This is a genomic window from Caulobacter sp. BE254 (assembly GCF_031457295.1).
Classification (GTDB): domain Bacteria; phylum Pseudomonadota; class Alphaproteobacteria; order Caulobacterales; family Caulobacteraceae; genus Caulobacter.
Window position 1 is genome coordinate 541616 of record NZ_JAVDWJ010000002.1, and the last position, 12873, is coordinate 554488.

A 12873-nucleotide genomic window follows, 5' to 3' on the forward strand; every position below is an offset into this window, starting at 1 on the left:
GTCTTGGATTGGTATCTAGAGGCCTTGGGGCGCTTGGGCGGCTGTCGTGGCGACGGTCTGGCGAGGGTGGGAGCTGCGGCGCCCAAAGGGGAGGGGACTCAAAATGAGCCTCAGATCATATATTCTGCTGACCACGGCGCTGGCGGGGATGTCGGTGACCAGCGCGGCGATGGCCCAGGCGGCCAGCGGCGCCACCACGGTCGATGAGGTCGTCGTCACGGGCCTGCGCGAAAGCCTCAAGAAATCGATCCAGGTCAAGCGCGAGGCCAATGCGGTCATCGACGTGATCACCGCCGACGGCGTCGGCAAGTTCCCCGACCGCAACGTCGCCGAAGCCCTGGCCCACGTGCCCGGCGTCAGCGTCGACCACCAGTTCGGCGAAGGCGAGCGGGTCGCCATCCACGGCACCGACCCCGCCCTGAACCGGGTTCTGGTCGACGGCCACAGCATCGCCTCGGCCGACTGGGGCGGCAACCCGTCCGACCGTTCGAGCCGCAGCTTCAACTATTCGCTTCTCGCCCCCGAGATCGTCGCCCGCGCCGAGGTTTTCAAGTCGCCGGAAGCCCGGATCGACGAAGGCAGCCTGGGCGGCACCGTCATCGTCCACACCCGCAAGCCGCTGGACCTGGACGCCAACACCTTCTCGGGCTCGCTGGGCTACGCCTATAACGACCGCTCAGAGAAGGGCAACGCCCGCGCCTCGGGCCTCTACAGCTGGAAGGACAGCTCCGGCACCTTCGGCGTCCTGCTCGGCGCCACCTACGACAAGCAGCACCTGACCCGGGCCGGCGTCGAATATTTCGGCTACAGCGGCGGCGACAGCTTCGACAGCGCCTTCTCCTATGACGGCAACGGACAGCCCTACAACACCGACCCGGTGACGGGGGCCAGGACCACCCCCAACAACGTCACCGGTGGTCCGACCATCAACGGCGCGGCCCCGACCAACGCCAGCCTGGCCACCTTGCGCGGCTCGCGCCTGCCGTGCTGCATCAACTTCGCCTATTTCGACCAGACCCGCGAACGGGTCGGGGTCTCCGCGGCCCTGCAGTACAAGCCGACCGACGACCTGGAGTTCCTGGCCACCGGCCTGCACATCGACGGCAAGTACGACAACTACAGCCAGTCGGAATATTCCGTCGCCGTCTGGACGCCCACCACCCTGCAGGCGGCCACCGTCAACAACGGCCTGATGACCAAGGGCGTCTTCGGTCCCAAGCCGAACGGCGACACCGCCCAGCTCGACACCAACTTCCGCAAGACCACGATCAAGAACGACAGCCTGAACCTGGCCATGAACTGGAAGCCGGGCGTTTGGGATATCCACACCGACGTCGGCTACACCAAGGCGACCGGCGGCAAGGATCCCGAATACCTGTTCTCGGCGATGACCAGCGCCGGCTTCACCTACGAGTTCGACGGCAAGCACACCGTGGTCGACTACACCTCCGATCCCAGCGTCCCCGGCACCTTCGCCAGCCGCAAGAACGGCACGGTCAACCGCAACGGCCAGACCTTCACCGGCTTCCAGCTGGGCGGCGTCTACAAGGGCGTGACCTCGGACGAGGAAGCCTACGGCCAGATCGACTTCAAGCGCGACGTGGAATGGGGTCCGTTCACCAAGATCCTGTTCGGCCTGAAATACGCCGACCACACCAACCAGGAAACCTCGTCGGGCACCTCGGACTATTCCGACACCCCCTTCAGCCTGGCCGACATCGAGACCAAGAGCACGCCGAAGGACCTGTTCGACGGCCTGGGGGCCAGCGGCAACGCCACAGTGTTCACCACCATCCCCAAGGCGGAAGTCATCCGTCTGATCCTGGCGAGGAAGTATTCGTTCTTCAGCACCGACTACGGCGCCAGCTTCAAGGTCGACGAGAAGATCGCCAACGCCTATGTGCAGGCCAATTTCGAGCAGAACGGCTGGCGGGGTAACATCGGCGGCCGCTTCGTCAGCACCAAGGACGACTCCCACTACTGGCTGAGCACCGACGGCAACAACACCTTTACCCCGGCGACGACCTCGACGGACTACAACAAGTTCCTGCCGTCGTTCAACGTCGCCTATGCGGTGACGCCCGATGTCGTCGTCCGCGGGGCGCTGGCGAAGGTGATCGCACGGCCTCGCTACGGCGAGTTGGCCGGGGCTTTCAGCCGAAACGATACCTCGACGCCCCTGACCGCCGGTGGCGGCAATCCCAACCTGAAGCCGTACGAAGCGGTCAATGTCGAGCTTTCGGGCGAGTGGTACTTCAGGCCCGGCGCCCTGGTCTCGGCGGAGCTCTTCCACCGCGACATCAGCTCGTACATCGTCACCACGACGAGCGATATGCAGCTGTTCAATCCGAACACCCAGAAGACCGAGACCTATAGCGTCAGCTCGCCGATCAACGCGCAAAACGCCAAGGTCACCGGCTTGCTGGTCTCGTACCAGAGCGACATCGCCTGGGGCTTCGGCATCCAGACCAACGTCTCCTATGCCGAGGCCGAGGTCGAAGACTACAACATGCCGTTCCTGTCCAAGTACACGGTCAACATCATCCCGTACTACGAGAAGGGCCCGTTCCAGGCGCGTCTGAGCTATAACTACCGCTCGTCCTACTTCACCGGCATCGGCCGTCGGAATTCCAAGGACAGCACCGATGGTTACAACCAGCTGGACCTGTCGGCGTCCTATCAGATCACCGACCGCATGGCCCTGACGGTGAACGCCCAGAACCTGCTGGACGAGACCTACTATTCGTACAGCGGCGACAAGGCCGCGCCGACCGCCTTCTACAAGAACGGTCGCGTGCTGGCCCTGAGCTTCGCCTACAAGATGTAGTTCCTTCCCCTTCCTCCCCCTGGGCGGCCGTCGCACTGCAAGGCGATGGCCGCCCTCTTTTTCTTCCGGGGGCGCGGATGGGCGGATGAAGATGATTGCGGGCGCGCCTAGGCTGGGTCTGGCCGGCGGCTCGCTCGAAGCGGCCAGGGAGGGTGGTGAGCGCGTGACGAAGACAGGCCTGCTTTCCCGCCTGCTGATTTTGTTCATGGCCTTCTTCGCCCAGGCGGCGGCCGCCGCCGTGCGGATCGACATCGACGGCGACTGGCGTTTTCGCACCGACCCGCAAGGCCAGGGCCTGGCCCAGGGCTGGGCCGCGCGGACGCCGGACGGCGCGCGGGCCGTCACTGTTCCCCACACCTGGAACCTTGGCCAGGACCAGGCCTTCGACGGCGTGGGCTGGTATTTCAAGACCCTGGTCCTGCCCGCCGACTTGGCCGGCCGTCCCGTCGAGCTGAACTTCGGCGCCACCTTCTACAAGAGCCGCGTGTTCGTGAACGGCGTCGAGGCCGGTGGCCACGAGGGCGGTTTCACGGCCTATCACCTGGAGGTCGGCAAGCTGCTGCGGCCCGGCGAGAACCGGATCGCCGTGGCCATCGACAACCGGCCGGGCTTTGCGACCATTCCCGGCTACGCCATGCGGCTGCAGGCCTCGGCCAATGTCTGGTACGACTGGTGGCGCAACGGCGGCATTCTGCGCGACGTCTGGCTGAGCGTCGTCGACAAGGGCTTGATCCGCCAGCAGACGATCACCCAGAACTTGTCCGCCGACCATGCGACCGCCACCGCCCGCGTGCGGGTCGAGAATGTCGACGCGACGCCCCGCGCCTACCGCCTGGCGGCCGTCATCGAAGACCCGGAAGGCCGCGTTGTGGCCCGCGCCGAACAGGCGGTGCGCGTGGCGGCGGGCGGGGCGGCCGAGCCGTTGCTCAGCCTGCGAGTCGAACGACCTCAGCTGTGGAACGTCGGCGCCGCCAAACTCTATCGCCTGTCGACGCAACTGCGCGACGAGGACGGGCGGCTGCTCGACGAGCACGCCGATACGGTCGGCTTCCGCAAGATCGAGATCAGGGATCGCCGACTCTATGTGAACGGCCAGGCCGTGCGCCTGACCGGCATGACCCGCCACCAGGACTCCCCGTGGGAGGGCCAGGCCGAGAGCGCGGGCACGATCCGCCAGGACTGGAACGACCTGGCGGCGCTGCACGTCACCCTGACCCGGCCGGTGCACTATCCCCAGCCGCAGGCGGTGCTCGACGCCGCCGACCGCGACGGCATCCTGCTGATCCCCGAGATCCCGATCTGGCAGATGACCGAGGCGCAGCTGGCCGATCCGCGGCTGCTGCCCCTGGCCAAACAGATGATGGGCGAGATGATCGCCGAGGCCGGCAACCATCCCAGCGTCCTGGCCTGGAGCGTGATGAACGAGAGCGACGCTTCCAAGCCCGGCGGCCTGACGTTCTTCCGGGCCATGAAGGCGCACATCAACGCCATCGACCCCGGCCGCTTCGTGACCTTCGCCGATTCCGACGTCTCGATTGCGCCGTGGAAACCGGCCCAGGCCCTGCGCGAAGCCGACTTCATCATGGCCAACGCCTATTTCGGCAGTTGGAGCGGCGGGGCCGACTCCGTGGAGCCGTGGCTGGACTTCTTCGCCAAGGCCTATCCCGACAAGATGCTGGTGATCTCGGAATTCGGCTGGCCGGGCCCGTTCTCGGCCGATCCCAAGGCCGCCGACGCGGCCCGCGTCGAGAACCTGCTGGGCCAGATGGCGGCGTTCGAAAAGCGCCCGTTCGTGGGCGGCGCGATCTTCTGGACGTACCAGGACTACCATTCCAACCGGAACCTCTATGCCGGGTCCGTCGACGGCTATGTGGATCACGGCGTGGTGGACGAGTACCGCCAGCGCAAGCCGTCCTATGCGGCCTGGGAACAGCGAAACCGCGCGCTCGAGGTGTCGGTGTCCTGGACGGTGGGCGAGGGCGGTCTCAAGGGCTTCATCGCCAAGGTCGCGCCGCGCGGGACGGGGGCCCTGCCGTCCTATCCGTTAATTGGCCAGCGGGTTCGCTGGAAGGCGTTGGACCAGAACGGCGCGGTCGTCGCCGAGAGCCCGCCCGCGGATCTCGACCTCTCGGCCCCCGCGATCGCCACCGGCGCATGGGACAAGCCGGTCGACGGGATCGTCCGTCTCAGCCTCGACGTGCTGACGCCGACCGGCGTGCGGGCCGGGGGCGAGACGGCGGAGTATCGACCTTTCAAGCTGGGCTCGGCGCCGTTCCCGCCCGATCCCGCGCAGCTTTCCAGCAACCCGGCGGTGCGTTGATGTCCAAGACCGATCTGAACAGCCTCGATCGCCGCGCCTTCCTGGCCGTGGCCGCCGCGGGCGCGACGGCGGCGGTCGCCACGCCGAGTTCGGCGACCGAGCCGGGCGTCTCGCCGACCGCGCCGACCGCCCAAACCCTTAGCCCGGAAAAGATCGACCAGGCCTGGCGCCGGGCGGCGGCCAAGTTCGACGCGACGCGCGCCGCGGTGCTCAAGCGGGCGCGCGCCGTGGCCGCCAGCGGGCCGTTCCGCCCGGACTGGCCGTCGCTGCAGACCTATCAGCCGCCGCTCTGGTACCAGGACGCCAAGTTCGGGATCTTCATCCACTGGGGCGTCTATTCGGTGCCGGCCTTCGGCGGCGAGTGGTACTCGCGGCTGATGTACCAGAAGGGCTCGAAGGAGTACGAGCACCACATCGCCACCTACGGTCCGCAGGACCGTTTCGGCTACAAGGACTTCATCCCGCAGTTCACAGCCAAGGCCCACGACCCGGCCGGCTGGGCGAGCCTGTTCAAGCAGGCGGGGGCTCGCTACGTGGTGCCGGTGGCCGAGCACCACGACGGCTATGCGATGTACGACACGCGGCTGTCGGACTGGACCGCCGTCAAGACCGGCCCCAGGCGCGACCTGATCGGCGCCTTCGCCAAGGCCGCGCGGGCCGAGGGCCTGCACTTCGGCCTCTCCAGCCACCGCGCCGAGCACGACTGGTTCTTCGACGAGGGCCGCAAGATTCCGTCCGACGTCAACGACCCGCGCTATCTGGAGCTCTACGGTCCCGCCCAGCTGCGCCTGTCGGGCAAGGACGACGCCGACCTTTATGGCGACTTCACCGCCGTCTCCCTGGCCTGGGTGGACGACTGGCTGGCGCGGACCGCCGAGCTGGTCGAGCTCTACGATCCCGAACTGATCTATTTCGACTGGTGGATCGGCAAGGCCGAGTTCCGCGCCGCCCTGCCAGCCATGCTGGCCCAGTACTACAACACCAAGGCCGCCCAGGGACGCCAGGGCGTAGTCAACTACAAGCTGGGCTCGATGCCGGTCGGGGCCGGGGTGCTGGACATCGAGCGCGGCCAGGCACCGGGCATCCAGGCCTCGGCGTGGCAGACCTGCACCTCGATCAGCGACAAGGCCTGGGGCTTCATCGAGAACGACACCTACAAGAGCGCCGGCCAGCTGATCCACCTGCTGGTCGACGTGGTCTCCAAGAACGGCAACCTGCTGCTCAATGTCGGCCCGCACGCCGACGGCAGCATCCCGCCAGCGGCCCGCGACACCCTGCTGGCTATGGGCCGGTGGCTGGATCAAAACGGAGAGGCGATCTACGGCTCGCGGCCCTGGCGGGTGTTCGGCGAAGGGCCGACAGAGATCGCCGACGGCTCGTTTCAGGAAACCAAGACCAAGCCCTACACGGCCAAGGACTTCCGGTTCACCACCCGGGACGGGCGGCTCTACGCCCTGCAACTGAGCGCGCCAGAGGGCGAGCAGGCCCTGATCGCCTCGATCAAGCCGGCGGACCAGGTCCGCTCCGTCACCGCGCTCAGCACCGGCCGGCCCGTCGCCTTCAGCCAGACCGCCGAGGGCCTGCGGCTGGCGGTCGGTGGACAGCCCGCCGGCCACGCCGCCTACGTCTACCGTATCGAACTCGCCTAAGTGAAAGGGCCGTCATGCGCCGCATCCTGACCCGCGTACTTTTCGCCGCCGCCTTGGGGACCGCTTTTGCCGGGGCAGCCCAGGCCCAGGGCAAGGCCACCCAGCCCGTGGCGCTGTTCTATTTGATGGAAACGCCCAAATCGACGCGCTCCTTCGAGCAGCATATCGACAAGATCGGCCTGCTGGTGCCGACCTGGTACGGGGTGTCCAAGGACGGCCTGGTCACTGGAGCCCCCAATCCGGGGATCCTGGCCAAGGCCAAGGCCGCGCGCCTGCCGGTAATGCCGATCATCTCGCTGACCGACCGCGCCGGCCTGCACCAGCTGATGCAAAGCGAGCCGGCCAAGAAGGCGATGATCGAGGCCCTGGTTCGCGAGGCCAAGGCCAACGGCTATGTCGGCTTCCACTTCGATTTCGAGAACATCAGCTATCTGGACCGCGACGCCTTCACCTTGATGGCCAGGCAGACTGCGGACGCCCTGCACGCCGCCGGCTTCACCATGGGCGTGGCCGTCGTGCCCAACGCCCCCGGCCATCCGGGCAAGGGCGCCTATTCCAAGTGGATGTGGGAGTACTGGCGCGGCGCCTATGACCTGGAGGCCCTGGGCAAGATCGCCGACGAGGTCAGCCTGATGACCTACGACCAGCACACGCGCTGGACCCCGCCGGGCCCGGTCGGCGGCATGCCCTGGGTGATGGAGAACCTCGACTACGCGCTAAAGGTCGTTCCCCGCGAGAAGATCTCGCTTGGCATTCCGCTCTACGGCTACCGCTGGTTCGCCGACAATCCGGTGCGCCCCGATGGCACGGAAGCCGTCAACATCAGCGGCGTCTATTTCGACGCAGACGAGTCCATGCCCATGGCTCGCGAATATGGCGTCAAGGTGCAGTGGGACGATGTCCAGAAGGAGAGCTGGTACGTGCTCTACCGTGACCAGATGAACGAGTGGGTTTCGATGCCCGACGCCCGCAGCTTCAAGGCCCGCTACGATGTCGTGAAACAACAAGGCCTGGCCGGCTTCAGCGCTTGGGTGCTGGGATCCGAGGATCCCGCGATCTGGGACGTCCTGCCCGTCGTCAAGCGCTGAGGATCATCGATGCGACCCGCTCATCGTTTCGCGACCGCCAGCCTGGCGGCCCTTTCCCTGGCCCTGGCCACCGGCTCGGCCCTGGCCGCCTCGCCGGCGCCGATCATTCCGGTCCCGGCCGAGCTGACCCCGGGACACGGTGCGCTCGTCGTCCGGTCCGGCGCCGTGGTCTCGGTTCCGACCGGTGACGCCGCCGCCCTGTCGGCCGCCCGGCTGCTGGCCGGCCAGGTCAGGCAGACGCGAGGCCTGGACCTGGTCGCTCAAGAGAGCGGGGCGGGGACGATCGTACTGGTCCGCGATCCGTCGGTGGCCGCCGCCGAGGGCTATGTGCTCACGGTGACGCCGAAGGGCGCGCGCATCGCCGCCAAGGACGACGCCGGCCTGCTGTACGGCGCCATGACTCTGGCCCAGCTGCTCAGCCCCGACGCGGCGTTCGGCCGGCCGGTCAAGGTCCCGGCCCTGACCATCCACGACCAGCCGCGCTTTGCCTGGCGCGGGATCATGGTCGACGTGGCCCGCCACTTCCAGCCGGCGGACTCGCTGAAGCCGCTGATCGACGCCATGGCGGCGCACAAGATGAACGTGCTGCACCTGCACCTGAGCGACGACCAGGGCTGGCGGGTCGAGATCAAGCGCTATCCCAAGCTGACGGAAATCGGCGCCTGGCGCACCCCGCCGACTGCGGGCGAGGCGTCCTCGGGCCAGCCCTATGGCGGCTTCTACACCCAGGACCAGATCCGCGATCTGGTGGCCTATGCGCGCGAACGGTCGGTGACCATCGTGCCGGAGATCGACCTGCCGGGCCACGCCCAAGCCGCCGTCGCCGCCTATCCCGAGATCGGCGTCTTCGGCGACCGCCCGCCCGTCAGCGTCGACTGGGGCGTCAACCCCTATCTGTTCGACGTCGACCAGCCCAGCCTGACCTTCATCGAGGGCGTGCTGGACGAACTGATGGACCTGTTCCCCTCGACCTACATCCACGTGGGCGGCGACGAGGCGATCAAGGACCAGTGGCAAAGCTCGCCCGCCGTCCAGGCCCGCATGCGCGAGCTGGGTCTGAAAAGCGAGCACGAGATGCAGAGCTGGTTCATCGAGCATCTGGGCCAGTACCTCGCCGCCCACGGCCGGCGCCTGATCGGCTGGGACGAAATCCTCGAGGGCGGTCTGCCGGCCTCGGCCTCGGTGATGTCGTGGCGGGGCGAGCAGGGGGCGATCGACGCCGCCAATGCGGGCCACGACGTGGTGCTGTCGCCGGCGCCGACCCTCTATCTGGACAGCCTGCAGAGCGATCGCGCCGACGAGCCGCCCGGCCGATTGTCGATCGTGACGTTGAAGGACGTCTACGCCTACGAGCCGATGCCCAAGGGCATCGCCCCCGACAAGGCCGGCCACGTGCTGGGCGCCCAGGCCAACGCCTGGACCGAGTACCTGGTGACGCCGAGCCAGGTGCGTCACGCGATCTTCCCGCGCCTGGACGCCGTCTCGGAGATCACCTGGTCGCCGAAGGACCGGCGCGACTGGACCGGCTTCCTCGATCGCCTCGACATTCAGCGCCTGCGTTATGCACGCCAGGGGATCAACGCCGCTGACGGCGCCTTCGCGGTCAACTTCGCCCTGGACGGCGGCCGTGGCGCGGCGCTGCGGTCGGGCCAGGCGACCCTGGCCCTGTCGACCCAGTCCGGTTTCGGCCAGATCCGCTACACCCTGGACGGCAAAACCCCGACCGCCCGCTCGCCGCTGTATGGCAAGCTGCTCAAGGTTCCGGTCGGCGCCACGGTCCGCGCCGCGGCCTTCACCGCCGACGGTCGGCCGACCGCCGAGCCGCGCGCCTTTGACGCCGGCAGGATCGCGCTGCTGACCCGAAGCAACACCGAGCTGACGGCCTGCCCTAAGGGGGCTCTGGGCCTGCGTGTGCCGCTAACCTCGGAGGCCCAGGCCGACGCCCCGGCCTTCAACGTCAATCTGTTCGACACCTGCGCGATGTACCCGGCCGCGCCGCTCGACCTGGCCGGCGGGTTCGAGGTCAAGGTGGCGCGCGTGCCCCGCCACTACGGCCTGGCGGCCGACACCGACAAGGTCCGCTGGCACTACAACGCCACCCGGTTCGGCGAGCTGGTCGTTCGTGCCGGCGGCTGTGAGGGGACAGTGGTCGCGACCTTCCCGCTGCCCGATCCGGCCACGGCCGACAACCGATTGAAGTTCCGGGGCGCGTTGCCGTCAGGCACGGGCGATTCCGACCTTTGCCTGTTGTTCACAGCGCCGCTGTCTGGCCCGTTCTACGCGGTTGAGGCCCTGGCCCTGACGCCCCGCTCTTTCAACTGATCAAGTCCTCAAGGCGAGACCAGACCATGCTTCGATCCGCGCTGCTTTCCGCCTTCGCCCTGGCCGCCATGGCGTCGACCGCCCTGGCCGGACCGGTCGAGACCCGGAGCCTGGATCAAGGGTGGAGCTTCCGGCTCGATCCGGCCGACGCCGCGGCCAAGACCCACGCGGCCGAGGCGGCGCAGTGGCGGCCGGCGACGGTCCCGGGCACGGTGCAGACCGACCTGCTGGCCGCCGGCCGCATCCCCGATCCATTCGTGGGAACCAACGAGGCGCAGCTGCAGTGGATCGGCCTGGCCGACTGGCAGTACCAGCGGACGCTGGACGCTGACCCGGCCCTGTTGGCCCGCGACCATGTCGACCTGGTGTTCGACGGCCTGGACACGTTCGCCGAGGTCTTCGTCAACGGCGTCAAGCTATTGTCGGCCGACAACCAGCACCGCCGCTGGCGCGTGCCGGTCAAGGCGGTGCTGAAGCTGGGCGCCAACCTGATCACGATCGCCTTCAAGTCGCCGATCAAGAAGCTGCAGCCAGACCTGCTCAAGCAGCCCTACGTGCTGCCCGGCGCCTATGACTCCGCGTTCGGCGACGAGCCGCCGGCCAAGCACACCTCCACCTATGTCCGCAAATCGCCCTACCACTACGGCTGGGACTGGGGGCCGCGCTACGTCACCGAAGGCATCTGGCGCGAGGTGCGGCTGGAGGCCTGGGACGAGGCGCGCATCGACGGCTTCCGCATCCGCCAGGACCAGGTGGCCGCCGACCACGCCCGCCTTTCGGCCGAGTTCGAGATCGAGTCCGACGGGACGCGCACGGTCGAACTGGCGGTCACGCCCACCGCGCCCGACGGCGCGGCGCTGCCGGTGGTCCGCCAGACCATGACCCTGGCCCCCGGCCTCAACCGCGTCTCCGTGCCCGTGCCGATCGAGGCGCCCAAGCTGTGGTGGCCGGCGGGCTATGGCGCCCAGGATCTCTACCGCTTCAACGCCTCCGTGGCCCTGGACGGCGCGGTCGTGGCCAAGGCCGAGCGCCGCTCGGGCTTGCGCACGGTCGAGCTGCGTCGCGAGACCGACGCCTGGGGCAAGAGCATGGGCTTCGTCGTCAACGGCGTGCCGGTGTTCGCCAAGGGCGCCAACCTGATCCCGTTCGACAGCTTCTCGCCGCGCGTCACCGACGAGAAGATGCGGCAGATCCTGACCTCGGCCCGCGACGCCAACATGAACATGCTGCGCATGTGGGGCGGCGGCCACTATCAGAGCGACGCCTTCTACGCGATGGCCGACGAGCTGGGCCTGATGATCTGGCAGGACTTCATGTTCGGCGGCGCCATTCCGCCCTACGACGTGGCGTTCCGCGAGAACACCCGGATCGAGGCCGTCGAGCAGGTCAAGCGCCTGGGCGACCATCCCAGCATCGTGCTGTGGAGCGGCAACAACGAGGTGCAGACCGGCTGGGAAAACTGGGACGACCGGGTCGCCTTCAAGACCTCGATCCCGCCCGAGGAGCGCGAACGCATCGTCGTCGGCATGACCACCCTGTTCGGCCAGGTTCTGCGCGGCGCGGTCGCCGAGAACGACCCCGACACGCCCTACTGGGCCGGTTCGCCCAGCACGGACTATGACGGGGCTTCCGACCTGCTGACCGATGGCGACCGCCACTACTGGAGCGTCTGGGGCGGTTCGCTGCCGGTCGAGGAGTATCTCCACGTCACGCCGCGCTTCATGTCGGAATACGGCCTGCAGTCGCAGCCGGAAATGCGGACGCTCAGGACGGTCGCCGGGCCGAAGGACATGTCGGTCAATTCCACCGTCATGCGCGCCCACCAGAAATACGCCAAAGGCGAGGGCAACGAGCGGATCCTGTTCTACATCCGCCGCAACTACGGCGAGCCGAAAACCTTCGAGGACTTCGTCTATCTCAGCCAGGTGATGCAGGCTGAAGGTATCGAGCTGGCGGCGTTGCACCACCGATCCTCGCGGCCCCAGACCATGGGTTCGCTGTACTGGCAGCTCAACGACGTCTGGCCGGGTGCCTCTTGGTCCAGCGTGGACTATTACGGGCGCTGGAAGGCGCTGCAGTATCATGCCCGCCGTTTCTACGCCCCCGTCGCCCTCGCGGCCGTGCACGACAAGGGCGCGACGACGATCACCCTGCTGTCCGACCGCACGACCGCCGCGGCGGTCCGCTGGCGGGTGCGGGTGATGGATATCGACGGAAAGGTCCTGTCGGACAGCACGTCCGACGCCGAGCTCAAGCCGCTGGCGGCCACCCAGATCGCCGACCTGCCGGACGCGACTCTTTTCAAGGGCGCCGATCCCTCGCGGACCTTTGCTGTGGTCGAGCTGATCGAGAACGGCCGGACGATCTCGCGCGGCGTGGTCACCCAGGTTCCGGCCAAGGCCATGGCCTTGCCCGACCCGCGCCTGGAGGCGACCTGGTCGAAGACGGCGGACGGCTATGCCGTGACCATCAAGGCCGCCAAGCTGGCGCGGGCGGTCTGGCTGGGCTTCGGCGACCTTGACGCCACCCTGTCGGACAACGCCTTCGACCTGCCGCCGGGCGAGGTCGTCACCGTCCAGGTGACGTCCAAGGCCTCACTGGCCCAGTTGAAGCGGGCCCTGACCCTGCGCAGCCTCTACGGCGCCACCAAGCCCGTGACGCCCTAGG

At 67.9% G+C, this 12873-nt stretch carries 6 protein-coding genes; all 6 read left to right on the forward strand.

The features are described from left to right. Positions 1–103: 103 nt before the first annotated feature. On the forward strand, positions 104–2827 hold the full coding sequence (locus tag J2X41_RS06610) for a TonB-dependent receptor (protein ID WP_310080615.1): 2724 nt from the start codon (positions 104–106) through the stop codon (positions 2825–2827). Between the two features lie 85 nt (positions 2828–2912). Further along, positions 2913–5147: a glycoside hydrolase family 2 TIM barrel-domain containing protein gene (locus J2X41_RS06615; RefSeq protein WP_310080617.1), complete on the forward strand. Its 2235-nt coding sequence runs from the start codon at positions 2913–2915 to the stop codon at positions 5145–5147. Next, positions 5147–6796, forward strand: a complete 1650-nt coding sequence (locus tag J2X41_RS06620) for an alpha-L-fucosidase (protein ID WP_310080618.1) — start codon at positions 5147–5149, stop codon at positions 6794–6796. The genes J2X41_RS06615 and J2X41_RS06620 overlap by 1 nt, the downstream gene beginning before the upstream one ends. Before the next feature lie 14 nt (positions 6797–6810). Next, on the forward strand, positions 6811–7884 hold the full coding sequence (locus tag J2X41_RS06625; protein WP_310080619.1) for a glycosyl hydrolase family 18 protein: 1074 nt from the start codon (positions 6811–6813) through the stop codon (positions 7882–7884). A gap of 9 nt (positions 7885–7893) precedes the next feature. After that, a complete protein-coding gene (locus tag J2X41_RS06630) occupies positions 7894–10206 on the forward strand; it encodes a family 20 glycosylhydrolase (RefSeq protein ID WP_310080620.1) in 2313 nt (770 codons plus the stop codon). Between the two features lie 26 nt (positions 10207–10232). After that, positions 10233–12872: a glycosyl hydrolase 2 galactose-binding domain-containing protein gene (locus J2X41_RS06635; protein ID WP_310080621.1), complete on the forward strand. Its 2640-nt coding sequence runs from the start codon at positions 10233–10235 to the stop codon at positions 12870–12872. Position 12873 lies beyond the last annotated feature (1 nt).